Origin of the sequence: Mesobacillus persicus (assembly GCF_900109925.1) — a bacterium.
GTDB lineage: Bacteria > Bacillota > Bacilli > Bacillales > Cytobacillaceae > Mesobacillus_B > Mesobacillus_B persicus.
Genome location: NZ_FOBW01000003.1, coordinates 349,727 through 375,989, shown reverse-complemented (window position 1 = coordinate 375,989; position 26,263 = coordinate 349,727). Strand labels below are relative to the sequence as shown.

23 protein-coding genes are annotated in these 26,263 nt (G+C 40.5%); 4 read left to right on the top strand and 19 right to left on the bottom strand.

The annotated features are described in order from the left end of the window. Positions 1 to 318: 318 nt before the first annotated feature. Positions 319 to 591: a hypothetical protein gene (locus BMX30_RS06900; RefSeq protein WP_090742705.1), complete on the bottom strand. Its 273-nt coding sequence runs from the start codon at positions 589 to 591 to the stop codon at positions 319 to 321. Positions 592 to 771: 180 nt separating this feature from the next. Between BMX30_RS06900 and BMX30_RS06895 the strand changes: the two genes are divergently transcribed. Continuing rightward, positions 772 to 1,494 (top strand): class I SAM-dependent methyltransferase, encoded by a 723-nt coding sequence (locus tag BMX30_RS06895; protein WP_090742701.1) that lies wholly within the window; start codon positions 772 to 774, stop codon positions 1,492 to 1,494. Positions 1,495 to 1,899: 405 nt separating this feature from the next. Here the strand turns inward: BMX30_RS06895 and BMX30_RS06890 are convergent, their stop codons facing one another. Together BMX30_RS06890 and BMX30_RS06885 are read right to left on the bottom strand one after the other, a co-directional pair. Next, positions 1,900 to 3,003 carry a 5-methyltetrahydropteroyltriglutamate--homocysteine S-methyltransferase gene (locus tag BMX30_RS06890; protein WP_090742698.1) on the bottom strand — a complete coding sequence of 368 codons (1,104 nt, stop codon included), beginning with the start codon at positions 3,001 to 3,003 and terminating at the stop codon, positions 1,900 to 1,902. Positions 3,004 to 3,121: 118 nt separating this feature from the next. Then, positions 3,122 to 4,039 (bottom strand): LysR family transcriptional regulator, encoded by a 918-nt coding sequence (locus BMX30_RS06885; protein WP_090742695.1) that lies wholly within the window; start codon positions 4,037 to 4,039, stop codon positions 3,122 to 3,124. A 225-nt stretch (positions 4,040 to 4,264) separates the two neighbouring features. On the opposite strand from BMX30_RS06885, the gene BMX30_RS23445 reads away from it, so the two are divergent. Next, positions 4,265 to 4,423, top strand: a complete 159-nt coding sequence (locus tag BMX30_RS23445; RefSeq protein ID WP_170843810.1) for a hypothetical protein — start codon at positions 4,265 to 4,267, stop codon at positions 4,421 to 4,423. 100 nt (positions 4,424 to 4,523) lie between these two features. Here BMX30_RS23445 and BMX30_RS06880 read toward each other — a convergent pair whose 3' ends face one another. The 4 genes from BMX30_RS06880 to BMX30_RS06865 form a co-directional block, all read right to left on the bottom strand. Next, positions 4,524 to 5,294 carry an aminoglycoside phosphotransferase family protein gene (locus tag BMX30_RS06880; protein ID WP_244532517.1) on the bottom strand — a complete coding sequence of 257 codons (771 nt, stop codon included), beginning with the start codon at positions 5,292 to 5,294 and terminating at the stop codon, positions 4,524 to 4,526. A 129-nt stretch (positions 5,295 to 5,423) separates the two neighbouring features. Continuing rightward, positions 5,424 to 7,214 carry an ABC transporter ATP-binding protein gene (locus tag BMX30_RS06875; protein ID WP_090742689.1) on the bottom strand — a complete coding sequence of 597 codons (1,791 nt, stop codon included), beginning with the start codon at positions 7,212 to 7,214 and terminating at the stop codon, positions 5,424 to 5,426. After that, positions 7,211 to 8,950, bottom strand: a complete 1,740-nt coding sequence (locus BMX30_RS06870; RefSeq protein WP_090742686.1) for an ABC transporter ATP-binding protein — start codon at positions 8,948 to 8,950, stop codon at positions 7,211 to 7,213. The genes BMX30_RS06875 and BMX30_RS06870 overlap by 4 nt, the downstream gene beginning before the upstream one ends. Before the next feature lie 115 nt (positions 8,951 to 9,065). After that, on the bottom strand, positions 9,066 to 10,313 hold the full coding sequence (locus BMX30_RS06865; RefSeq protein ID WP_090742684.1) for an MFS transporter: 1,248 nt from the start codon (positions 10,311 to 10,313) through the stop codon (positions 9,066 to 9,068). 232 nt (positions 10,314 to 10,545) lie between these two features. On the opposite strand from BMX30_RS06865, the gene BMX30_RS06860 reads away from it, so the two are divergent. Beyond that, positions 10,546 to 10,755: a hypothetical protein gene (locus BMX30_RS06860; RefSeq protein ID WP_090742681.1), complete on the top strand. Its 210-nt coding sequence runs from the start codon at positions 10,546 to 10,548 to the stop codon at positions 10,753 to 10,755. Between the two features lie 50 nt (positions 10,756 to 10,805). Here BMX30_RS06860 and BMX30_RS06855 read toward each other — a convergent pair whose 3' ends face one another. From BMX30_RS06855 to BMX30_RS24055, 12 genes are all read right to left on the bottom strand, one after another. After that, a complete protein-coding gene (locus tag BMX30_RS06855) occupies positions 10,806 to 12,248 on the bottom strand; it encodes a glycoside hydrolase family 1 protein (RefSeq protein ID WP_090742678.1) in 1,443 nt (480 codons plus the stop codon). A gap of 32 nt (positions 12,249 to 12,280) precedes the next feature. Further along, complete coding sequence (locus tag BMX30_RS06850) at positions 12,281 to 12,547, bottom strand: phosphocarrier protein HPr (RefSeq protein WP_090742675.1); 267 nt, start codon at positions 12,545 to 12,547, stop codon at positions 12,281 to 12,283. A 251-nt stretch (positions 12,548 to 12,798) separates the two neighbouring features. Then, on the bottom strand, positions 12,799 to 14,235 hold the full coding sequence (ascB, locus tag BMX30_RS06845) for a 6-phospho-beta-glucosidase (RefSeq protein ID WP_090742673.1): 1,437 nt from the start codon (positions 14,233 to 14,235) through the stop codon (positions 12,799 to 12,801). A gap of 150 nt (positions 14,236 to 14,385) precedes the next feature. Continuing rightward, the gene (locus BMX30_RS06840) at positions 14,386 to 15,786 is read right to left on the bottom strand and encodes a glycoside hydrolase family 1 protein (protein WP_090742670.1); all 1,401 of its coding nucleotides are present in this window, start codon (positions 15,784 to 15,786) and stop codon (positions 14,386 to 14,388) included. Between the two features lie 90 nt (positions 15,787 to 15,876). Continuing rightward, complete coding sequence (locus tag BMX30_RS06835; protein ID WP_090742667.1) at positions 15,877 to 17,793, bottom strand: beta-glucoside-specific PTS transporter subunit IIABC; 1,917 nt, start codon at positions 17,791 to 17,793, stop codon at positions 15,877 to 15,879. Positions 17,794 to 18,099: 306 nt separating this feature from the next. Further along, a complete protein-coding gene (gene licT, locus BMX30_RS06830; protein ID WP_090742664.1) occupies positions 18,100 to 18,948 on the bottom strand; it encodes a BglG family transcription antiterminator LicT in 849 nt (282 codons plus the stop codon). A gap of 197 nt (positions 18,949 to 19,145) precedes the next feature. After that, the gene (locus BMX30_RS06825) at positions 19,146 to 20,459 is read right to left on the bottom strand and encodes a UDP-glucose dehydrogenase family protein (RefSeq protein ID WP_090742661.1); all 1,314 of its coding nucleotides are present in this window, start codon (positions 20,457 to 20,459) and stop codon (positions 19,146 to 19,148) included. A 1-nt stretch (position 20,460) separates the two neighbouring features. Beyond that, the gene (gene galU / locus BMX30_RS06820; RefSeq protein ID WP_090742658.1) at positions 20,461 to 21,360 is read right to left on the bottom strand and encodes a UTP--glucose-1-phosphate uridylyltransferase GalU; all 900 of its coding nucleotides are present in this window, start codon (positions 21,358 to 21,360) and stop codon (positions 20,461 to 20,463) included. Between the two features lie 135 nt (positions 21,361 to 21,495). Then, positions 21,496 to 22,314, bottom strand: coding sequence for a HipA family kinase (locus BMX30_RS06815; protein ID WP_090742655.1), 819 nt, complete (start codon positions 22,312 to 22,314; stop codon positions 21,496 to 21,498). Continuing rightward, positions 22,311 to 23,423, bottom strand: coding sequence for a glycosyltransferase family 4 protein (locus BMX30_RS06810; RefSeq protein WP_090742652.1), 1,113 nt, complete (start codon positions 23,421 to 23,423; stop codon positions 22,311 to 22,313). Before BMX30_RS06810 ends, BMX30_RS06815 begins: the two co-directional genes overlap by 4 nt. A 53-nt stretch (positions 23,424 to 23,476) precedes the next feature. After that, entirely contained in the window at positions 23,477 to 24,523 is a 1,047-nt protein-coding gene (locus BMX30_RS06805; RefSeq protein WP_211482056.1) for a hypothetical protein, read from the bottom strand. Positions 24,524 to 25,295: 772 nt separating this feature from the next. Further along, the gene (locus tag BMX30_RS24055) at positions 25,296 to 25,418 is read right to left on the bottom strand and encodes a hypothetical protein (RefSeq protein ID WP_280139938.1); all 123 of its coding nucleotides are present in this window, start codon (positions 25,416 to 25,418) and stop codon (positions 25,296 to 25,298) included. 356 nt (positions 25,419 to 25,774) lie between these two features. Between BMX30_RS24055 and BMX30_RS06800 the strand changes: the two genes are divergently transcribed. Further along, positions 25,775 to 26,251 carry a glutathione peroxidase gene (locus BMX30_RS06800; RefSeq protein WP_090742649.1) on the top strand — a complete coding sequence of 159 codons (477 nt, stop codon included), beginning with the start codon at positions 25,775 to 25,777 and terminating at the stop codon, positions 26,249 to 26,251. Positions 26,252 to 26,263: the final 12 nt, after the last annotated feature.

The window sequence follows — 26,263 nt, the reverse complement described above, 5'->3', positions numbered from 1 at the left end:
CATCTTAAAACAATCAAACTGAACATCTGTAAAAAAAGCCTCTTAATTGGGGAGGGGGAAATTATATTCAAAACCAATAAAAATTAGGGAAATCTATATGATCAGGCCTAAAAAGAGGATCAAAAGGCAAAAAAAGAAATGAAACCGAAAGGTTGAATTCCCATAGGCCAGGGGCCGCGACTTCATTCTTCTCTGGCAATCAAAAATTTTGCGTATGGATCTTCAGCCTAAAAAACATCAAAGGCACAACTAGCTCATTCTCACTAGTTGTGCCTTTTTACATGCAAAACTTCCGATTGTCCGCTTTAAGAACCGTCCCTAAATGAAAAATGGAGTAAATGCTAGTGCGGCAATAGCTCCGAAGGCAATTCCCCATCCAAAGCCATATCCGAGTCCGTATCCTCCGTAACCTCGATAATATCCATATCCAACTCCACCGTAGCTTGGACCTCTTCCAATTGGTCGAAGGTATACTTTGTTTGGTGTTACTCTCCCAACAATTCCACGGTGAACTTGACCATCGATTGTCCGAATTTGAACGGGTCTACCAACTCCGCGACAACACATATCATAGTAACGTCCTGTAGACATTTTTCCACCCCCTAATTTGAATGCTACTGTATCTTATGAGCATTCTTCCTTTATGGTTGGACAAAGACCATAGGGCATAAGTGGAATTGTTCTTTTCCATTGGTTGTTTTCTTGTTGGAGTAAGCTTTTTGATTCTATTTTACATAGGATAGAAGAAACCTTTGTCAGGGAGTGAACCATATGAGATTTGGATACCAGGACGCTTTAGCTTATGGTGGAGTAACAGAAGCACATCCGGGGGGATTTTCGTTAACAAAAAGGATCTTGAAAGAAGAGGGAATTCGGCCAGGCGCAACTGTTTTAGATGCTGGCTGTGGGATGGGTCTTACCTCCGCCTATTTGGCATCAGAATTCAACTGTAAAGTATACGCCGTTGACGCTCACCCACTCATGCTAAAACATGCCTCCGCTCGAGTAAAGAAAGAGAAACTACCTGTAAAAGTATTGAAAGGAAACATTGAGAATTTACCTTTCCCCGATGATTCCTTCGATTATGTTGTAACAGAATCAGCAACCATCTTCACAAACATATCTAATACATTAGCGGAATATTTCCGCGTGCTTAAACCTTCCGGAGTTCTTATCGCTACTGAACTTTGTTGTGAAGCACCGTTGCAGAAAGACGAGGAAGAGAAGATAAAACGCTTCTATAAGATGGGGAAGATTCCTACAGAGAAAGAGTGGTACTCTGCATTAGCAGGATTAGGATTTACTAATATAGACGTTTTAAAATCTAGCTCCATTCTTCAGGAACTCCAAAGTTATCAAGTTGATTTTGACAAAGAGGCGAAAACCGTGAGACTCGACCCGGCCATTGAGGAAATTCTAAATGAACACAGCCTATTAATGATGGAATATGCTGAGGAACTTGGCTACAGGGTGTTTAGGTGTGTTAAAAAGTAGCTAGAGAACGAATGCATCCGATTTTTTGAAATGGTAACCTGTTTCAATTCTTTTAAAAAGAAGGCATGGTCCTTAATTGAGTAACCCGCTAGAAAAATAAGGGGAATTTTTCCCGTTAATTGCAGATTCGAGCTCGTTTTGGGATAAATAGGGGGAGTTTTTCCCGCTATTCAAAGCAAATTACCTATTTTCATGTTTTTCGATTCAAATAAGGGGAATTACTCCCTCTATTTAGGCTATTTTCAGTGCCATTTAATAAATAAGGGGAATTTTTCCCTCTATTTTAGTTTTCATCTTCACCCGACTCATATTGATGGGCTCACGCTCGCTGTGAATGTATAGTCTACTACCAATAACAAGACACAGAAAAAAGCTCAGAATCTCTGAGCTTTTTACCATAAAAACTTATCCCCAAATCTCTTTAGAAATGTCAACAATGTACTTCAATTTCGCCCATTGCTCTTCCTCAGTTAGGATATTTCCATGATGAGTAGAAGCAAAGCCGCATTGAGGGCTGATGCATATTTGCTCTAGTGGCACATATTTTGTTGCCTCTTCGACACGAGCTTTAATATTTTCCTTGTCTTCTAGTGTTCCATGCTTGGATGTGAATACACCTAGAACGACTTGTGCCCCTCCATTTGGTATATGCTCTAATGGTCCGAAATCTCCTGAACGATCATCATCGTATTCTAGGAAGAAGCCATTTACTTTTTCTTTCGCAAATAGAGTTGGCGCAATTTTTGCGTAGCTGCCTTCGAATGCCCATTTCGAACGATAATTTCCACGGCAAAGGTGCGTTGTGATGACAAGATCTTCAGGCTTATCTTCTAAAACGCCATTCGCTACACGTAGTGCCAAATCAATTAATTGTTCACGAGAGTAGCCACTATCATTAAATGGAATTTCAGGTGCGTTTAGCCCGGCAATGTACACATCATCAAATTGTAAGTAACGGCAACCAGCATCATAGAAAGCTTGAACGGCATCCTTGTAAGTTTGAATAATATCCTTTGTGTACTCTTCAATATCCGGATAAATTTCTTGATTACGGATTCCAGCGTTAAACATTTGGTTTGGACTTGGAATCGTTAGCTTAGCAACCGCACGATCGCCAACGATTTCTTTAAATTCTATAAAGTCCTTCACATGTGGGTGATCTTGGTTAAACGAGATTTTTCCAATAACACGCACATCATAACGTTCTGTTTCTTCTCCTTTAAAAGAAAAGCCGCTTTCTGGAACATAGCCTTCTACTCCGTTAAGGTGCTCAAGGAAATCTGTGTGCCAGAAACGACGACGGAATTCACCATCTGTCACAGCTTGTAGTCCAACTTCGATTTGCTTATCAACGATTTTTATAATTTCTTCGGTTTCAATTGTGTGTAGTTCTTGAGCTGAAAGATTCCCTGCTTGGAAGTCCTTTCTAGCTTGATGAATTCTCTCTGGGCGTAATAAACTTCCTACATGATCGGCTCTAAATGGAGCTTTAACGAGTGTTTTTGTCATAATGATTCTCCTACCTTCTATAAGATTTGAAATCTTCTTGATTTGTGTAACGTAAGTGTAGCATAGGAAAATCATTATAACGTAACACATAAAATCTATTCCTTGTTATAGGTTTAAACTATAACCCTAGCAATTCCTCATCAATGGATTCTTTTAAATATTGAATGTAGATGTTGCCCAACTTACTGGTCGCGACATTTTTATGAGTAATATAGCCAACATGAATCCGCTCATCCACCTTCAATGGCACGGCAATGATGTCTTTGCTGTTTAATTTATGACTAATCACACCTGTTGAAATCGTGTAACCATTTAAACCAATCAAAAGATTAAACAAAGTGGCCCGATCACTCACCTTGATATTCTTCGGTCTCGTAAGCGTACTAAGAATTTCCTCCGAAAAGTAAAAAGAATTATAATCTCCTTGCTCATACGAAAGGTATGGATACGGATCCAAATCTTCTAAGGTGACATAATCTTGTTTTGCCAGTGGATTGCTTGAGCTTATAAAGATATGAGGCTTCGCTTCAAACAACTCATGAAACTTTAAATTTCCTTCTCTTAGAAACTTGGATATCACATTTTTATTAAAATCATTCAGATATAAAACTCCAATCTCACTGCGTAGGTTTTTCACATCATCAATGATTTCATAAGTTCTCGTTTCTCGTAAAGTAAACTCATATTCCTCGCGGTCATACTCTTTTAACAGACGGACAAAGGCGCTTACCGCAAAAGCATAGTGCTGGCCGGATACAGAGAAATTTTGCTGCAGCGTTCGAGTTTTCGTATAGCGATTCTCAAGAAGCTCTGCCTGTTCCACGACCTGCCTTGCATACCCTAAAAACTCCGAGCCTTCAGGAGTGATGACAATTCCCTTATTGGTTCGTGAAAAGATCGTAATCCCGATTTCCTCTTCCAGCTCTTTTAGTGCGTTTGAAAGACTTGGCTGACTAATAAACAAGCTCTGTGCCGCCTTATTAATTGACCGACTTCGTGCTACTTCAATCACATATTTTAGTTGTTGTAATGTCATTTTCGATTCCTTTCTAAACCAATCATTCCATTTAAAATTATATACCTTTTGATAGCAACCTTCTATTCGTATCTTTTTATTACGAAGGATATTTTAGTTCAGTGGTAGATGGTTGAAAAACAAGTCCCCTTTCCTAAAGTATCATTATGTTTGCTCTAATCATCAGGATACGGAGTGTTTTTATGTGAATAATAAGTTTGTACCATTTTTATACAGGAGGGTTCTATGCGAAAAGATCAAAAAGTGAATCACAATGCTGATTCCATTATGACACCGGGATATGCAGGTACGGATGCACAAAAAGTGAAACAAGAAATCCAAAAGGATGTTCGTGAAGGAGACGGTGCCATGACTTCACGAGAGGCTGGATCGATGCAAGATTAAAAGTGACTAGCATTAACACATAAAAGCCAGTATCGACGATTACATAATCTTGATACTGGCTTTTTTTTGTTAATTAAATCGTTGAGCCAGTAAAATGAATTTAAAAAAATTCATAAAGCCCCTCATCGAAATAGATAAACTCTTCTTTTGAAACGTTATACCGCCGATACCCTTCATAAAAAGAATCTTTTAACTCTTCGTCATTGAAGAAACTACTAATCGCCAATGATACATCATACCGAGGATCCCCAACTGTCATGCCTGCTACATCAATGAATATTTTCACTTCACCATCTACCACTAGTACATTATCAGTTGTACAATCTCCATGAATGAATGTCTGTTTTACTGGGGAAGGTTTATTTGATTTTAATTTCTCTAAAAGTTGAAAATTACCTTCTGTTTGTCCGCGTTCCACATACCCGTTTGCTTTAACTAACTGAGAATCTAACCAATCAGAATGATGATTTTGCGATTCTAAGATTTTTGTTTCATGGAGCTGTTGAAGAAAAGACCCAAAACTTCTAATTAACGATTGTTTCTCTGTTTTACATTTCGCTTGTTCTAGAGCTTTAGTTAATGTAATACCGTCCTCATAGGACATGATTAAGTGGCTTCCGAGCTTTTCTTCGATAAAACCGTAATATTTAGGAACCGATATCTGCTTTTGGTGATTTAGCTTTTCTAGGACCTGTGCCTCATTCCTTAACCACTCTCTATATTTTTCCTCAAATGAACTTTTAAGCAAGAAACAACCATTTTTCGTTCTCACTTTTTGTACTATAGAAGTACAACCTTGTTCATCTAACGGGATGAACCTTTTAACCTCACCTACGATTTCTTCGACCTTCTTTATCAATTGGATATTCACTATAACACCACACTTTTGGCTTAATTAATCGAACATGTGAAATCAGTTTTCCTCTCATTCCTATAAAGCTTTAAAAACAAAAAGGAAGCATGAAGGATTCACACTTCCTAATTATTTAGTTGCGAGTTTCTAACCTTCCACTGTAAAGGTCTTCTCCCCAATTCCTGCCTCTCTTCCAAACAACCTCGAATAAACGCCATCATGGTTATGAAGCAAATCAGCATGACTGCCCATTTCAACAATCCGGCCATTCTCAAGCACAATAATCTTATCGGCTGAAAGCACCGTGGACAGACGGTGAGAGATAATCAGGATCGTTTGTTTCCTCCCCGACCTTAATACCGCTTCATTGATTTTCGTTTCAGTAATTGGATCAAGCGCCGAACTGGCTTCATCTAGAATGAGGATTGGTGAATCTTTTAAAATCGCTCGCGCTAACGACAAGCGCTGCTTTTGTCCTCCCGAAAGCAGGCTTCCTCTTTCCCCTACTTTCGTATTTAATCCTTCTGGGAGCGTTTCAATCAGATCATCGAGCCCGCTATCGTGTAAAGCCTTGAGTAGTTCTTCATCGGTGGCATCTGGCTTTCCAATTCTTAAGTTATCTGCCAATGAACCGCTGCGCAATTGAACATCCTGGGTAACGATGGCCATTTGTGACCGGAGCCAAGCTGTATCCCATTCAGCAATGTTCCGACCATCCACCTCAATTGCGCCATTTTTCGTATCATATAATCGAAATAGTAAGTCGACAATCGTTGATTTCCCGGAACCACTTGGTCCAACTAAGGCGACTTTTTCACCCGCAAGGATTTGAAAAGAAACGCCTGATAACACCGTTTCTTCTTTCCCTGGGTAGGCAAACGTTACATCGTTCAGACCGATTTCACCGCTGGCCCTCCCACCTTTGACACCCTCTTGTGTTTCTGCCTCTGATGGCTGATGCGAAAGAAGAATGTCAGAGCGGTCCAATGCCGGGCCTGTTCTCCTGACAGAAAGCCAGTTCCGAAGTAATCTTTGCATTTCGTTTGCTGCGATCGTTACTAGTCCGCCAGCAGTCAACATCTGCCCACTCGTCAAGCCTTGATTCCAAATTAATAACGTACTAATGAAATAGACCAAACCAAGTGCAAATCCGTTATAGCTAGCAATGACTACGACCGATTGCATTCTTGCTTTTAATTCTCTAATCGAATGCTTTACAAACGTATCCCTGATAGCAACCACACTTTGGACCTCACTGTCGGAAACCCCCATTACGCGAGACAAATGAATTCCTGTCACCGATTCTCTTAGTCTCTCAAGATAGCGGGAAGCCTCGGTTCGCGCATCAGCCGAAGCAGCTCTTGTTCTCTTTCCGACATAATTGGAGGTCCAATAGAAAATCACCCCTAAAACAACACTGGTAATCATCAAATAAGGGTGAATCCATAATAGTACTAAGCTATAAATGAATACACCTTGAACACTGGCCATAAAAGTTGACCCTTCCCAAGCGAGGAAATTATGCAGTGTATCCGGATCGTCCGAAACCCTCGCCAACAGCTCACCTGAGGAATTATTATGGTAAAAAGAATACGGCAACACTTGTAAATGATTGAATAGACGAAGCTTTTGCCAATTGGTTACCGTCTTGGCGGTCTGATGACAGAAGTATTCATCAATAACCATCATGATGAGATCCATCAACCCTGCAAAGATAAGTAACCACATCAATCCCCAAAGCCATTGCGAGTTTTCACCCGGTAAAATCGTATCAACTAGCCAGCCTAGCGCTAAGGTTGGAATCAAGGCTGAGAATACCTGACTAATCGCAATGACGATTGAGTCGGCGATAACCCATTTTTTATAGGGCTTTAAAAAGGCTAAAACCCTTTTGCCGTCGCCCATTTTCTTTTGTGGAGAAACAGTATTTACACTCATCCAATCAACTCCTTCTCCAGTTCGCTATATTGGGCTGTATATAATTGATAATACTGGCCTCTTCGAGCAAGCAGTTCTTCATGTGTCCCTTGTTCAGCTACGACCCCCTGGTCAAGAAGGAGAATTTTATCCGCATTTCTGACCGTGACAAGCCGATGGGCAATCGTGATGGTCGTTCTTCCCGGAATTAATTGTTCCAAAGCTTCCTGCACCTTTTCCTCGGTCTCACCATCTAAAGAGGACGTCGCTTCATCGAAAATTAACACGGGTGGTTGGCGCAGAATCGCTCGGGCTAGAGCTACCCTTTGTCTTTGCCCGCCGGAGAGCTTTAAGCCGCGTTCACCGACAACTGTTTCGTATTTTTCATCTAAGGATTGGATTAGCTCCTTTAGACCCGCAGCTTCAACTGCTCGATCTAACTCCTCTTGGGTTGCATCCACTTTTCCATATAAAAGATTGTTACGAAGCGTACTATTTAATAGGAAGGTTTCCTGCGAAACGACACCAACTTGTTGACGAAAGCTGTTTCGATTATAGGAAAATAGATCCTTCCCGTCGATTAACACGGAACCCTGATCTGGTTCATACAAACCTAGCAGAATTTGCACAAGGGTACTTTTTCCGCCGCCACTTGTACCGACAATCCCTATATGCTTTCCTTGTTCGATCGCAACCGAAACGCCTTTGAGAACCTTTTTATCACTACCAGGATATGTAAACCAAATATTCTCCAAATCTATTTTCCCCTCGACCTTACCAAACGCAGGGAGATTCTCTTCATGTTCTTCCGGTAAATCAAAATATTCATAGATTCGCTGCAACGCTGGTATCGCTTGTTGAATCGTCAAGGCATTTTCAGCCAATGATCTTACTGGTAAAAACATTGTTGGAATAAAACTTAGGCAAGCGACCAGTGTTCCAACCGTAATATCCCCTCTCCAGATAGCTAGGCCCCCGACTAGCATGACCACCCCTGGAGTCGCGATATTAAACAGATTCCCCAGCCGCCAGTTGACCTTTCCAATCAATGCGGCACGAATGGAGTACGTTTTCCAATCAGATAATTTTCTTCGCTGTGTTTCTAGTTCATCCTCTTGTGTTTGGAATGTTCGAACCAATCGAACACTCTCAATGCTTTCCTGAAGATGATGGTACATATCCGCACTCATTTCCCGTTGAACGGCACTCATCTTCCTCATCGTTTTCCCCAATTTAAACGACGGCAAAATATAAATCGCAAACACGGCAAACATCACAATCGCAGCCGGCCAAAATAACACAAACACCGCTGCAAAAGCAGCAATCGCTCCGATGATTTGTTGCAAAATACGCGGAACGACCGTATTGTTCAAGTTTTGAATCGACTCCACGTCATGCGTCAGTCGGTACAACATATCCCCTCTTGGCGTGTTCGAAAAAAACGACATCGGTGTACGGTGCAATCTTCTAAACGCCCGAATCTGCATATCGGTAATGACATCGAGTCCGATTTTCACCTGTACATATTCCTGCATCGTCTCAAACAACGACTTACCTAAAAATGCAACAAGAATTCCACCGGCAACCCAAAGTAGGAATGTGGTCTCCTTCTCCCCAATGACTTCATCCACTAATTTCCCCGTCAAGATTGGCGGCAAAATCGTAAATGCTCCACCCACCAAAGAAAAGACCAAAGCCACTAAAAGCTTCCGCCAATACGGCTTAAAATGATCCACCGTCGTTTTAAATAAATTCATACTCATCCCCCTCGCAAGATTTTATTTTATTACAAATATTAGAAATAATCACCACATTTTTTAGGGACGGTTCTTCTGCTTCCAAGGAAGCAGAAGAACCGTCCCTATGTTGCCTTTAAACAGGTTGACCTCCATTCCTTTGCAAAACCTTTTGTTTCCTAACATATACATAGAACACCAAAAAGACTGCACCACTAGCCAATCTCAATAGACTCGAAGTATTCATGGCAATGTTCATACTAGTCTGTTCAAGCAGAAATACCCCAACCTGCGGGGCGACAAAACCGACAATTGCGAGAAGGATGTTATATTGAGATATACAACTACTCCGATTGTCCTCCTTTGTCACCTCAAGGAGCTGATTGAACAACAGCAGAATCGTCCCTGCAACAAAAACCCCACTAAAGACATTGACCATCGTCAAGTAGATTAGGTTCGTGGAAAGAATATTCATCGTTGGCGCGACAGCCATCCCAACGGCGCACACAGCAAGCATTTTCGCATTGCTATATTTGTCCGCCATTTTGCCCCACCATTTGAAACTCATCACCTGACCAATTTGATTGCCGACTGTAAATAAACTAATCCAAAACCCCGTCGCATGAGCAACATTAATATTGTATATATTGAACAGCGGCCAAGCCATTTGCCAACCGAAGTTAAAGAACAAACCTGCAATTAAAAAATAGATAAACGGTTTATGCTTATAGGCATCCCAACCAAAATGAAGCTTCTTTTTTTCGATCGCCTTTTGTTTTTTTACCTCAATATGACGATTTAAAAAATAGACTTCAATGAGCCCAAACATAAACGCGAGGATAAACAATGCCTGATAAGGAACCGGATTACTTGGATGAAACATCTGCAACGCCAATCCAATCAACAAAGTGGTAATCATCCCAGCGATCGTTAGCACCCGATTCCGCTCACTAAAAAAACCACTCCGACGACTGTCCGGGACTAAGTCGCCAATAAAGGACTGCCAACTAAGGTTCGCGAACGATCCGGGAAGATTCATCAACCCCACAAGGATGACAAACACCCATGCACGATAGTCTTCAGGGAGATACAACACCATAAACATCCCGAGTAAAAAGATTCGAGTGAAAAGGAATGAAAAGCTTGTGAATTTTTTCTTTTCCTCTAGCCTTCCCATCAAAATCGTTCCAAGCACCATCGCAATCATCCCAACAATTTGCGGCAAGGAACTAATCAATCCAACCTGATAATTCGTCGCCCCAAGTACACTAATTGCAAATAAAGCAAAGTAATTATTACTCATCGATAACACGATGGTCGTGGCAGCACCATTCAGTTTACTATTCTTCTCGTTCAACTGATTCACATTAGAACGACTGTTCATCTGTCACTCTTCTTCCCATTCTAAATTATTTCTAGTCACGAAATATCTAACTAATAATACTGCGTCTCGAAGATCCAATCAAGCTATTTTTTTGAAATTTTTGGTTGTTTTTATAGTGAAAAAATAACCCCCATTCCTTAACGGAATGGAGGCCTTGGTTTAAATGCTACCCACATATATTCTAAATTATGGTAATATTAAGTTTCATACATAGAAAGGAGATCGATATCTAGTGCAGGTTTACTTTAGATACAGATTTAAACAATATATCCTCGTAGCCATAGCCTTTCTATTCGGGTTACTTCTAGCTGAAATGATGGTAGATGAACCAGACTATCCATTTGGAATCTTCTGCTTTGTTGTAAGCTTCGGAGTAGCAGAAACACTCAGATATAAAAAATGGGCAAGGAAGAATAGGGACAGTTCTTCTGCTTCCTCCTAGCCCTTGGAATAATCAAGAGTGTTATCTTTTTATCACGCTACAAAGTCTATTTAAAGCACTTCCCCATTAGAAGCAATAACATCCTTATACCAGAAAAAAGACTTCTTTCTTTTCCGTTCCAGAGTGCCACTTCCATCATCCTGTTTGTCGACATAAATAAGGCCATATCTCTTCGACATTTCTCCTGTAGACATGCTCACTAGGTCAATACATCCCCACGGAGTATAGCCCATTAATTCAACCCCATCTTCCATCGCTTCACCCATCGCTTTAATGTGGTTACGTAGGTAATCAATCCGGTAATCATCCTTTATAGAACCGTCTGATGCTACTTCATCTCTTGCTCCTAGTCCATTCTCCACAACAAATAATGGCACTTGATACCTGCCATACAACTGATTTAAGGAAGTACGCAAACCCGTAGGATCGATTTCCCAGCCCCACTCCTCGCTCGCTTCAAGGAAAGGATTCCGAACACCTGATAGAATGTTCCCTTGACCTTTCTCTTCTTCTGTTTTATCCACTTTTTCCGTTCGAGACATATAATAACTAAGGCTAATATAGTCAACCGTATTTTCTTTAATTAATTCCAAATCCCCTTCCTGAATCTCCAACTGAATATCATAGTCATTAAAATAGCGTTTGATAAAAGCTGGATATTCCCCGCGAACTTGGACATCCGTACAAAAGTAATTGAACAGCTGGTGTTCCTGAAGAGCATACAAGACATTTTCAGGATTAGAATCATAAGCATACACTGGGGCATACAAAATCATGCAACCAATTTTGGCATCTGGCATTAGTTCTCGGCAGAGCTTCACGGCGGTACTGCTAGCCACAAACTGATGATGATAAGCTTGGAAAGTTGATTGATATTTATCAGACTCTTTCTGAATGGCAAAACCTAGACCCATAATTGGAAAATGCAAACCACTGTTAATCTCATTAAAAGTCAACCAATACTTTACTTTTCCTTTATAGCGATTAAAAATGACACTCACATATCTTTCAAAGAACGTAACGACTTGCCGGCTCCTCCAACCCCCATACTCTTTAACAAGGTTGACGGGCATTTCATAATGAGAGATCGTCACAACTGGCTCAATTCCGTATTTATGAAGCTCATCAAATACACGGTCATAAAAAGCCAAACCCTCTTCATTCGGTTCTAATTCATCGCCATTTGGAAAGATTCTCGTCCAGGCAATGGACATCCGAAAGACCTTAAACCCCATTTCCGCAAATAAGGCAATATCTTCTTTGTACCGATGATAAAAATCGATTGCTTCGTGATTCGGATATGTATACTTCTCTTTATTCACTTCAAAATCAAATCCAGGTTCTAGTAATAATTTCAACCGCTCTTTCCCACCAGGAAGAACATCGGCAATGTTTAGACCCTTATTTCCCTCATTGAATCCACCTTCCACCTGGTTGGCAGCCGTTGCCCCTCCCCATAAAAAGCCTTCTGGGAATTTTTTCGGATTATGCACCGTAATTCCCTCCTTCCCTTCAACTATTTCAATTACTCAGCAAGTCCATTTGCTTTAAAAGCTTCTTGTAACGCAGTCAATGCCTCTTGCTCATCTGGCCCTTCTGCAATGACTTTTATCTCCGCACCCTGTCCAATCCCAAGGGACATAACACCCATAATTGATTTTAGATTCACTGATTTGCCCTTATGTTCGAGCTTAACTTCTGAATCAAATTTCCCTGCTACCTGAATTAAAGTTGTTGCTGGACGAGCATGAATACCTGTTGAGTCGATAACCGTAAATGTTTGTTCTACCATGATAATAACTCCTTTTATTATAAGGATTTATTTTAAAGCGTACATAGTCTCTCACAAAAACTACATTTAGTTCATAACACATTCCCTAATATGAACCAAAACAAAAACCTAAATAAGCAGGACCATTTAAAACAAAGATCCAATACTTACTTAGGTTTTGCCTGCTTACCAGTAACAATCCTAAAAACATTTTTCTGATATTAAAGACTTTCACTCATTAAAGCTTGTGTATTTTGAAACATTATCTCTAGTTAGTCTAATTTCGTTCCATCTGATTCAATTACTTGCTTGTACCAGTTGAAACTCTTCTTTTTCTTTCTATTCAAAGAACCATTGCCTTCGTTGTCTTTATCGACATAGATATAGCCATAACGCTTTTTCATTTCGCCAGTAGAGGCACTAACAATATCAATCGGTCCCCAGCTTGTATAGCCAATAATCTCGACTCCGTCTTCGATAGCCTCTCCCATTTCAGCGATATGCTTTCTGAGGTATTCGATTCTGTAATCATCATGAATTTCCCCATCAGCAGTTACCTCATCGATAGCTCCTAGCCCATTTTCAACAACGAATAAAGGCTTTTGATAGCGATCGTATAGTTGATTTGCGGTAATTCGGAAGCCTTTTGGATCAATCGTCCAGCCCCAGTCTGATTTTTGAAGAAAAGGATTTGCAACAGAGCCAAACACATTCCCGCTCGTCATATTCTTTAAGACTTCAGGGTCTGTGCTAGTTGCACGACTTGCATAATAACTGAATCCGATATAATCCACCGTATGGTTCTTTAATAGCTCTTCGTCTCCCTGCTCCATTTCAATCTTCAGGTTATGGTCTTTAAAAAACCGTTTGGCATAACCAGGATATTCTCCACGAGATTGAACATCAATGAAGAAAAAGGATTCGCGGTCTTTTTCTACCGCAGCATAGATATCCTCAGGATGGCATGTATACGGATAGGTCATTCCTGCTGCAAGCATACAGCCGATTTTCGCATCCGGAATGATTTCATGGCATGCTTTTACCGCCAGCGCACTCGCGACAAGCTGGTGATGAGCTGCCTGATACTTAATTTGTGTCTCATTTTCACCCTGTTTGAAAACAAGGCCAGCACCGACAAATGGAAGATGAAGGAGCATATTGATTTCATTAAAGGTCATCCAGTATTTTACCTTGTCTTTGTACCTACTGAATAGAGTAGTAGCATAGGTCTCAAAAAACTCAACAAGCTTCCGGTTTCTCCAGCTACCATATTCTTTGACTAGGTGAACAGGAACATCGAAATGGGCAATCGTCACTACGGGCTGGATTCCGTATTTTAATAGTTCATCAAATAAGTCATCATAAAACTTCAGGCCCTCTTCATTTGGGGATGGATCATCCCCATTAGGAAAAATTCGGGCCCAAGATACAGAAACACGCAAAGCCTTAAAACCCATTTCTGCAAACAGAGCAATGTCCTCTTTATAGCGATGGTAGAAATCAATTGCTTCATGCGAAGGATAAAATAAGCCTTCTACTGGCTCTAATGAATCAATTTTACCTTTCATCATCTCCCTGCGCCCTTGCCCGGTCGGAAGGAGGTCGACCGTTGTCAGCCCCTTACCTCCCTCGCGATAAGCACCTTCAGCCTGGTTTGCTGCAAGGGCTCCGCCCCATAAAAATCCTTTCGGAAATGGAGTATTTGACATGTAAAAAACTCCTCTCTTTATGTATGGAGGAAAGCGAGATGACGCTTTCCTTCTATAATATAATTGTTTTACTAATTAATGACAGATTATTAGTTTAATTACTTCAGTAAAGTACAGTAATTGCTAACATAGCCTTTTCAAGGTTAAATATTATTTCAAATCATCACCATTAGTTTCAATCACTTTTTTATACCAATAGAAGCTTTCTTTTCGAATTCGCTTCATGTCTTTTAAATCAAATTCATCACGATTGACAAAAATAAAACCATATCGCTTCTTAGAACCTTGGTGAGTACTTACGAGGTCAATTGCAGCCCATGGACAGTATCCAAACACTTCAACACCATCCGAAATGGCCAATTGAATTTGCTCGATGTGTTTCCGCAAATACTCGATTCGGTAGGTATCACGAACCGTCCCGTCCTCTTCCAAACGATCGAAGGCTCCAAGCCCGTTTTCGGTTACGATCAAAGGAAGATTATAACGGCTATAGATTTCACGAAACGTTATTCGGAATCCAACTGGATCGATTTCCCAACCAAACTCAGTTTTAGGTAAATTCTCGTTTGTATGCCCCTTATAGACACCAGCTTCTCCAATGACAATTTCTTGATCACCTGTGTTGTTTACATCCTGACCGTCCCCTTTACTTTCCGCCACGGTTTTTGATGTATAATAGTTGAATGCAATAAAATCAGGTTTGGCATTTCTAAGCATTTCCATATCACCGTCTAGTATAGTTGGCGTGTATCCATGTTCCTCCATATAACTCCATGCAACATGGTTATAACGGCCGTATACTGCCATATCTAGATACAACCAGTTGCGAATGGCATTAAAATTATTCGCCGCGAGCATATCCTCTGGTTTGGAACTTGCAGGATAAATATAGGAAATGTTCGGTGCAGGTCCAATCTTCGCATTAGGAAGCATATTGTGACACAAAACCATCGCTTTGGCTTGGGCGAGCAACATATGATGATTTTGTTGATACAGTTCCTTTTTGCTAACATCACTTCCAAGAATGGCTGAACCATGTAAAATCATCATGTTCTGTTCATTAATCGTAAGCCAATATTTCACTCGGTCACCGTAATATTCAAATAATGTTTTAGCATAGGTCTCAAAGGCGTCAACGGTTTCCCTATTTCCCCAGCCTCCTTTTTCATGAAGGGAAAGCGGTAAATCAAAATGGTACATCGTAACCAAAGGTTCAATATCGTATTTTAATAGTTCATTGATAAGATTATTGTAAAATTCGATTCCCTGTTGATTGACTTCACCTGTTCCGTTTGGAAAAATACGGGACCAAGCAATGGAAAAACGATAAGTTTTAAATCCCATTTCGGCAAATAATGCCACGTCTTCTTTGTATCGATTGTAATGATCACTTGCTACTTTATAATCAGTTGTTCCTTCTGGAATTCTTTTTATATCAATGACAGATGGTCCCTTGCCGTCCTGGCCCGCTCCCCCTTCAACTTGATAAGCTGAAGTTGATGCTCCCCACAGAAAATTGTCAGGAAATTTTTTTGCATTAGCATACTTCATAATCCAACCCTCCACTTATGTCTAAAAAAATAATATGGTATCTTTCGGATACCATATCATTTTTTATAATCACTACTTTCCCTATTACTTTCAGGATGCCTTGTCATTTTCCAACGGATTTACTAAACTCGTTTTCATTAACAAGTCTTTTTCTTTTACATTTTTCTTATTTGTTGATTCAATTTCTCCATAATTTTCACTGTTTGTAATGATGATAGGCGTTTCAATTTGGTATCCAGCTGCTTTAATTTTCTCAATGTCAAACTCAACTAACAAATCACCTACATTTACTTTATCACCTTGATTTACATGAGCAGTGAAATGCTTCCCATCCAATTGAACCGTATCCATCCCGATATGAATTAGAATTTCAATTCCATTCTCAGATGTAATCCCAATAGCGTGTTTTGTTTTAAAAAGAGTTGTTACAACTCCATTCACTGGAGATACAGCTCGTCCCTCCGTTGGGACAATTCCAACACCTCTACCCATTGTTTCGGATGCAAACAATTGATCTGGTACCATACTTAAAGAAACAACTTCCCCTTTAATAGGACTTAGAATCTCTTCATTTTTCTCTTCTGTTTCTGCTGTTTCTGCGTTCTTATTAACGCCACCAAAAAGGAGTGTAAGGACAAGTCCCAAACCAAATGCGACTAATAAGGAAACAATCATTCCCCAGAAACCTGCATCAATCCCATTTTCCGGATGGATAAACGTAGGAATTTTAAATATTCCTAGTGGTCCTGCAGAATATAGAGCTGCTCCTGATATTGCCATAATGGCTCCACCTACTCCAGCAGCAATACAGCTCATAATAAATGGTCTCTTAAGTGGTAAAGTTATTCCGTAAATTGCTGGTTCAGTAACTCCAAATAAACCTGAAATAAACGCTGGAATACTTAATGACTTTAATTTTTGGTTCTTAGTTAGGATTAACACTCCTAGCACCGCACCAATTTGGGCGAAAGAAGCTGGGATTGTCATGGCAATCAGTGTATCGAAACCGTTTACAGCCAAGTTATTATAATAGATTGGTATTAATCCCCAGTGAACACCAAAGATAACGAGCACTTGCCATAAGGCACCTAAAATTAATCCTGCAACAAGCGGAGCTGCTTCATAAATGAATGACGCTCCTTGACCAAGTGAATTAGCAATCCAAGTAGCAACTGGACCAATGATTAAAAATGTTAATGGTACGATTGCGATCAATGTAAGGAATGGAACCCCGAAAGATTTAACAACTGCCGGGACAACTTTTGCTAGCCTCTTCTCCACTTTCGCTGCGAAGAATGTTGCTAAAATAATCGGAATAACCGAAGAAGTATAACTCATTAAGATGACCGGAATCCCTAAGAAGGTAATCTGTACTGGCGATTCAAATAATGTTCCACTAAAAACTGTCATAATCGATTCGCCAGCTTTAATCCCAACTAGGCTTGGGTGAACTAACGCGGCCGCAATTGCCATACCTAGGAAGGGTGTTCCACCAAATTTCTTCATGGCTGTATAACCCAAGAAGATCGGCAAGAACACGAAGAAACCGTCACCAATAGCGTTCAATAATAGGTACGTACCATCCGTATTTTCCAACCAACCCAGTGCAAGGAATAGGGCGTTTAAACCTTTGATAATACCTGTTGCCGCAAGCAATCCTAAGACAGGTGTAAAGATGTTAGAAATAATGTCGATGAAACGATTAAATAAATTTTGTTTTTCCCCGTGATCCTCATCTTGATCCACTTGTCCAGCTCCTTCAAATCCTCCAACTGCGACAACCGTTTTGTATACATCCGGAACATGGTTCCCAATAACCACTTGATATTGTCCGCCGCTTTTCATGACTGTCACGACGTCATCCATTTTTTTGAGAGCATCTGTATTCGCTTTGCTTTCGTCTTTTAGTTTAAATCGAAGACGGGTAATACAATGAACAACACTGGAAACGTTTTCTTTTCCGCCGACATTCGAGATGATGTCTTTCGCCAATTGTTCGTATTTCATAATTGACTCCTGCTTTCTATAGTGTATTTTTTGCAAATAAAAAACCTGAGCCAATTTGATTACACGACACACAAAGAGTGTACGTGGCACACGGTGAGTGTGCTTCAAATCGGATCAGGTTATGCCCAAAAGAGGTAACATTCCTTCGAAGGATATTTGTTTTTTTTGTTTCTGTGAGTAAAAGATACCATGGCTTTTTCGCCCATGTCAACGCTTTCAATAAAAGTATTTTATTTATTTTTAAAAAAATTTTAATGTTTCTAAAAGTCTATTTTCAGTTCCCTCCACGGCAAAAAACGCCTCCACTCACTCGAATTTATGACGGTTGGTCACCCGATGAATATGCAAGGTTAAATAGATTTCTTCATCTTTTGATAGACTCCACTTAAAATGATTTTCTAAATAGGTTGTGATTTTCTTCGTGCATCGGTAGGCATCGAGATACTTTTGTTGAATCTGTTCATAAAGAAATAAATCCACCGTATCTTCCAATTTTTCTTTCCGAATAAAGCGAACCGCAAAAAAACGAAGGTGGGTTAAAAAACGTTCATAGTTAACCGAACTCTCGTCCAACTCCATTTTAAAATGGTATTTTACAATATTTAAAATCGTATTCACCATTTCAGTAACTTGAACAGCAGATGCCATATTTTCACCCGAAATCTGGCTGTTTACTAAATGCAAAGCAATGGAAGCAGCCTCATCCTCTCCAAGCTCAACTCCAGTTTCTATTTTTATGATAGCAAGTGCTCTTAAAGCGACCTGATATTCTTGCTTATAGTATTTTCGAATTTCCCAGAGCATCGGGTTTTTCAACTGAATTCCTTGTTGATGCCTACTAATCGCAAAGCTTATGTGGTCGGTTAACGCCACATACAGGTATTCATCCAGTTTATAGGGCAGTTCTGACTGAGCAGACTCAATGATCTTTGACGAGATGTTCAAATATAGTTCAGAAGTATCTCGCAGGATTTTCGCCAGCTTTTCAGCAATCCCATGCGTTTCCAATACAAAGGTTTTTTCTATTTTAGAAGCATCAATGGATTCTCCAACCTTCTTCTGAAAAGCTAGTCCTCTTCCCATAACGACGATTTCCTGATTCGATTCATTCGTTGATACTACGACATTATTGTTTAGGATTTTATTTATCTTCATTTCTCACTCCCCCTGGAAAAACGCTACTTAAAAACAAAAAAACCTAAATTTGTACATAAGAATACCATGTCGGCCATTCTTACACAAACTTAGGTTTTGCCTGCAAAGCAGTAACAATCCTATTTATATTATTGTAAACGCTTAATTAATTAATATCATAATTTATCAAAGATTGTCAATGGGAAAAGCGATTAACCTTACAGGATAATCGCCGGTCTACCTACAGGATAATATTCGATATTCTGACACGCTCGAATTTTTTCTTCATCAAGACAGTTTCGCCCATCAAAGATAATTGGATGTTTCATTTTTTCCACCAACCCTGCTACATCAAGTTGCTTGATTTCGTCCCATTCGGTCACAATCAATACGGCATCCGCACCGTTTACTGCCTCAAGGATACTGCAAGCATAACTCACACGATCCCCGATGACTTTTTTTGCATTTTTAGTAGCAACCGGATCATAGGCAATCACCTCGGCACCATGTTCATGCAATAACTTTGCCATTTCAATCGAAGGTGCTTCCCGCATATCGTCCGTTTCCGGCTTAAACGCTAGACCAAGCATCGCGATTTTTTTACCAGTTAACTTCCCATTAAAACGGTTCAACGCTTTTTTTACCAAGAGCACCCGTTGTTCTTCATTGATTTTCATCGTTTCAGCCAAAAGCCCCAAGTCTTTACCAGATTGTTTGGCCGCATGATATAGTGCTTTGACATCCTTCGGAAAACAAGATCCGCCATAGCCAATCCCCGCTTGCAGGAAGGCCTCACCGATTCTTTTGTCCATCCCCATTCCTCTGGCCACATCGTTCACATCCGCCCCAACTGCTTCGCAAAGGTTTGCGATTCCATTAATAAAACTAATCTTTGTTGCTAAAAACGCATTGGATGCATACTTAATCATCTCGGCACTTCTTAACGTCGTCACAATGCATGGTACATGTAACGGGCGGTACATTTCTTTCACCTTTTCAGCCGCCCCTTGATCATCACTTCCAATAATGATTCGTTCTGCCTCCAACGTATCTTTCATCGCTGAACCTTGTCTTAAAAACTCTGGATTAGAAACGATTCGAACCGAAACTTCCTCACTACAGTTGGCCTCTATGATTCGTTTCACTTCGTCATTCGTCCCAACGGGTACCGTGCTTTTAATTACAACAATTGTATTCGGTTCAAGATGGGCCGCCAAATCCTTCGCCGCTTGTTCGAGAAAGGTTAAATCGGCTGCCCCATCTTCCCCTTGGGGTGTTCCGACTGCGAGAATCACAATTTCCGCTCCCGAGACCCCATCACGATGTGAGGTCGTAAACTTTAACCTATCCGAAGCTAGATTCCTAATAAGCAGCTCTTCAAGTCCCGGTTCATAGATCGGGGATACCGCTTGGTTCAACTGCTTGATTTTTTCACCATCGACATCGATGCAACACACATCGTGCCCGATTTCTGCCAAGGCAACTCCTGTCGACAATCCTACATACCCTGTTCCTAAAATAGCGACTTTCATCTCAATTCAACTCGCTCTTACACAATGGGTCTTGTACATTTTTGCTCTTTAAAAAAGCTAAAACCTCTTCTCGGAGGTCCTCTCGTTCTAACGCAAAATCAATGGTTGCTTTTATAAATCCTAATTTATCGCCAATATCATACCGCTGTCCCTCGAACTCATAAGCGAATACTGCCTGTTTCTGCGCTAATTCATTTAGTGCATCCGTCAGCTGCAATTCATCTCCTGAACCAATCGGTGTGTTGGCAAGGATGTCAAAGATCTCTGGTCTTAATACGTATCGACCCATAATTCCGTATTGGGAAGGGGCTTCCTTTTCTTTTGGCTTTTCAACTAGAGATTCAACCAAATGGAGATTAGAGGACAGCATCATCCCTTTTGGTTTAATGATTCCATATTTACTCACATCCTGTTTGGCAACCTTTTGGACGCCAATCACCGAACTGTTGCTATATTCAAAAGCACCAATTAATTGCTTCAAGCAAGGTGTATTCGCTCGAACCACGTCATCCCCTAACAAGACGGCAAAAGGCTCATTGCCAACAAACTTTTTCGCACAGAGAACGGCGTCCCCTAGCCCGTTGCGTTCTTTTTGATAAAGATAATAAATTTGCACCAAACTAGAGATGTTTTGTATATCCATTAACGTGGTCATCTTCTGCTTTTTTAACAGCATTTCTTCGAGCTCATATGATTTTGTAAAATGCTCCTGGATTGACCTTTTTCCTCTTCCGATGATGATGAGAATTTCTTCAATTCCCGAGGCCAGTGCTTCTTCGACAATATATTGAATCGTCGGTTTATCGACGATTGGAAGCATTTCTTTCGCCTGCGCCTTTGTCGCTGGTAAAAAACGGGTTCCCAGTCCCGCCGCGGGTATAATTGCTTTTCTAACTTTCATACGCTCTCCCTCCTTGATTAACTTCAAAACTAGTAAGTCAAGTGGGCACGTACCGGTCGCACTAGTAGCCTATGAATCCTTCATTCACCTAATAGGAGATTTTACTAATGTCGACCAGTCCTCCTATCTTTTCATCTAATCTTTTACGGAACCCTTTTCTTCTTTTAGCGGTCGATAGATTTTGTGGATGAAACGCCTCATCTGCTTCGGCAAAACCTTATGTCGACGGTGGAGAAGTGTGGTAACAATCGATTTTCTTTCCGCTTTTGTTACTCCCCATTCTTCAGGGATGAGGGCGACGATTTCTTCCATTAATAAGATGGGCATCGTTTGGATGACCTCGAGTTGTTCGTAAAAGTCTTCCTCACTGTCAATAAAACTGGTCATCATTTTATGGGCCGTACTTTTAATCAGCCCTGACGGCAATGATTCGAGATCATCTTGTTCCCAATTAAAACCGCCTAAAATCTCCGCCTGGTCAATCGCCCATAAAGCGAAAACACCATCGTTCTCCTTCTCGAAGAGCATGTTCTTTCGGGTCCGGTCTCGATTCCATAACCAATAGTCGAATAAAATAATTCTTGCTAGCATCGCGGAATTGGTCAGCTTCGAAATCTCGGCTACCTCGTGACCATCTACACAATCTGGGACATATCGGGAGGCAAATTGATAGGGAATCTCGCGGCGTTCGCCCCTTTCTGTTTTGTGCTCCGTTTCCCTGTTCTCCTGTGGACATGTCTCAAGAAAGTCTTCCGGTATTTCAACAATCCGCCCGAATGGAACAGGTAATTGCAAATACCTAGCGAGGCAATAGCCAATCCATTCATTTGGTAACGTTTTTTCGCAACCAGGCTGATAAAATTTCACGACATAATCGTTGCCATCATCAAACGTTATCAAATGAGCATTCGATTTCCCTTCTAGTTTTTTATGATAACGAACAGGCTTTATCATTTGGAATTCACCTCACTGTCACCTTCATTGGTCGGAACGAATTTTTTTAGCAACTCAACATATTGATGCGCCACCGTCTCGATGGAAAAGTACTGATGAACACGCTGAATGGCCTCCTCCGACATCCTCTGATGCGCAACCGGATCATCTAGAATACTATGAATCTGCTTTACAGCGTCATCGACATTTTGCCCACGATAGAGTCTCCCCGTTTCCCCTTCCTTCACTAGTTCCGTAACTGGCATCATCCTTGAGGCAACAACCGGGACGCCACATACCATCGATTCAATAAACGTATTGCCGAACGACTCGGACTTTGTTGTCGCCAGCGTACATCCGCCTGATTCACGAATCTTTGCATACATATGAGGCATTTGTTGATAGGGAATGACCGGGAACCATTTAACGATATCTGTTAGTTGTTCTGCTTTCCATTGAACCTCAAACTCCTCACGTTGGACACTTTGAGCCCCACCGATTATCCAGAACTCCACATCTTCTCGCTCTTGCTTCATTCTTTTTGCGATTTCAAGAAGCATCGGCCAATTTTTCCGCTTATCTAGTCTTCCAATATAAGCGACGATTTTTTTATTCTCAGGTGGAAGCGGCTCGCTGGTATAATCAATCTCGTCAGAGTTCAATGCTCGGAAAAAGGACGTGTCGACGCCATTGTAAATCACATGAACAGGTATACCGTCTGTTAAAATCGAAACCAGTCGCTCTTGATAATGGGATGGAACAATTATCGCTTCCGGAGTGATACCTCTGAAGGATTTTACATGCGGGGATAGTTTAATAAGTTCAGGTGTGCGGGCTTCAATAATAACTGGCCCTTTGTAGTCTGCCTTGTTCAGCCATTTATACGCTTTTCCGGTGTCAACGACAATGATGGCATCATACTGATTCGTACGGATAATATTGACGATTTCCTCTTCATCCTTGGTTAAATAAACGGGAGCAACGTCCTCCATAATATGAAGGCCACCATGATCCGTCGTGTAAAGAAATTCTGTCTCAATTCCGTGCTTCTTAAAATAGATCGCTCGGTTCCTCCATCCAGCGTTGACGCCACCAACCGTGAGCAATCGCCAGATAATCAATACTTTCATGTTGGTCTCTCCTCGCTTTCATTTAAGGCCCTCCTCATGTTTCATAAAATGAATTAAAGCAAACCAAACGTTAACCACTTTTTTAGTTTACTAGTGGTTGATTTGCCATTTGACTTTTTCTTCTTTCCCTTACCTTTGTTCGTAGATTTATTTGCCTTAGTTCGTTTGGACTTAGCAGCTTGCTTCCCTTTTCCCTTTTTAGGTGGGCCATCTGTATTGTTGTCTTGAGCGTTGGTTTCAGTTGTGGTTAATTCCTTGAATTCAGCCTTGCGCGCATCCCAATGCTTATCGATTTTTTTAATGATGGCGTCAGAGTCCTTTCCGCGTGCCATCATCGTTCTTACCCACTGTTCTTTAAAGACCTTGTGCATTAATCCTGACATCAGCACCACATAACGTTCTTCGTCTTCCGTTGTGAGCAGCTTGTCACTTAAAATTTTTACCGTATCGACATTTCCTTTCGGGGACTCTAGCAAAATCTGATAGATTTCACGAGCGATTTCCTCCATACGGATATAGTGCCTCCATTCTTCATACAAAGCTGGAGACAACTCTTCAACATGAGCTAAAAACACTTCCTTATTATCTTTCCCTAACGAATTCAACAGTTTACGAGGATAAGGATAGACCCGGTCGCGCCATACCGTCCGTGCAACATCAATGACCTTTAGGCTCCCATCCTCTTGCAAATATACTTGCCGTTTGTGGTGGTCAATTCGTTCATAGCCTATTTCTTTAAACGTAATGAGCATTTCAATTAATTTGACCGAAAGTTCTTTTGACAGTGGCTGAGATTGAAGGTACTCTCGTAAATCGACTCCTCTAATGATGTCCATCGCGATATGGAGCGGACCTTTGTGATGTACCTTCGGAAATAGATTCGTCTCTTGTCCGAGCATCAACGCGTAATGTTCTCGATCACAATCATCAGTATTTCCAAACACCTTCACACAAATATCATCTGTCACTTGAAAAACCGCCCCCTGGCGACCTTTCCCCATCATCAAAAGCGGTGAACCATTCTCCACCTCGACATCTTCATCTACTAAATTACGAACCTTTATATTCGCAACACATTCTTCCAAATAATTCGGATCCATACATGCACTCCCTCCAGAAGTATCAATTTTTACCCTTGGATAAACAGATTGTCTAAATCCCATTAATACAATAAATTCAACGAGGGTAAAAAGTGACCGGACGAGTATCCCTAACTTGGAAAAATGTACCTTTACCTAGCAAAATGGAGGATGCCGTTGGACGGTTCCATTGAGCTGGAAGGTGCCAGGCACCATCCAGGTTATTTCCAGTTTTTCTACTTAGAAAGAAAGTCACTTATCGGTTGGGGGGAAGTTAGGCACTTTGACCTGATAAATAGGCGGAGAAATTCCCCTTAATTAATAAACGGCACTGAAAATAACTTAAATAGCGGGAGAAATTCCGCTTATTTGATTCGAAAAACGTGAAATAGGTAATTTTTCTATGAATAGGCGGAAAAACTCCCCCTATTTATCCTAAAATGAGCTCTAATCTGAATTTAACGGGAAAATCTCCGCTTATTTCTCTATCGCTCGCTGGTTACTTAATTTAGGACATGACTTCTTTTTAAAGGGGTTGAGATAAGTTAACTTTTCAATTCACTAAGGCAAGCCGAACCTTAAGGAAAAGAGATTCGAACGAACTTACTTTTTTTGCGTTTAATAAAGCTTTCACACGTTAGAATCTGTCTTAGGATTTCAACAACAATCATTATAAAAACAGCCAAAAGAAAAAGCCGCAGATTAGCGGCTTTTCATTTTTGTGCTTCAAGATTTAGTTTTACTGCTCACGTGAATGTTTCTACGTTAGATATCAGAACGATAAGGGGAAGTACTAGCCTTTAACATCTTCTGTGTCTGTAGACTCCTTAGGTTGTGGTGGTGGCGATAAACGTTCTAATGCGTCGGCGATCCTTTTTAGGTTCTTTACCATTTCTTCGGATTGCTGGTCGTTCATACCTTCACATCCTTCCCAAGCCCCATTTAGGTTGGCTTACAGTAAACATATCATAGTTTTCGATAATAAAATATAGAGGATAAATGATATTTTGAAAACGTCCTTCAGCTTAACCTAATTGTAGTTTCTTCTATTCATTCACCTCCCCAATTACTCATAGGCACCAGCTGGTGGACTGCAGCCTCGACTTCTTCTACTTTATTGTTTTCTATCTAATTCATGTAACTTCCTCTCCATACCTGTTTTCCCAATTAATTAGTGATATTTGCCATCCATAAATAAATCGTGTAAGATTAAATCGTACACGATACAATAATATCAGAATGATCTGCAATAATAAGAGGGGGCATGAGCAAATGCAAAATGTATACGATTTTAAAGTAAAAAAGCCCAATGGTGAGGAACTATCTTTAAAAGAATACGAAGGAAAGCCGTTGATTATTGTCAATACAGCCAGTAAATGCGGCCTCACTCCCCAATTTAAAGGACTTCAGGAGTTATATGAAAAATACAGTGACAAAGATTTAGAGATTCTAGGTTTCCCATGTGATCAATTCAACAATCAAGAATATGATAATATTGAAAAAACGACTGAATTTTGCCAAGTAAACTACGGAGTCAATTTTCCCATCTTTGCAAAGATTGACGTTAATGGAAGCAAGGCCGATCCTTTGTTCACTTACCTAAAGGAACAGAAGAGAGGTCTCTTATCTAAAAGAATTAAGTGGAATTTCACCAAATTCCTAGTTGACCGTAATGGTCAGGTAGTTGAACGTTATGGTCCCACTATTGAGCCAAGTAAAATCGAAGCAGATTTAACGAAACTATTATAAGATTTATCCGGA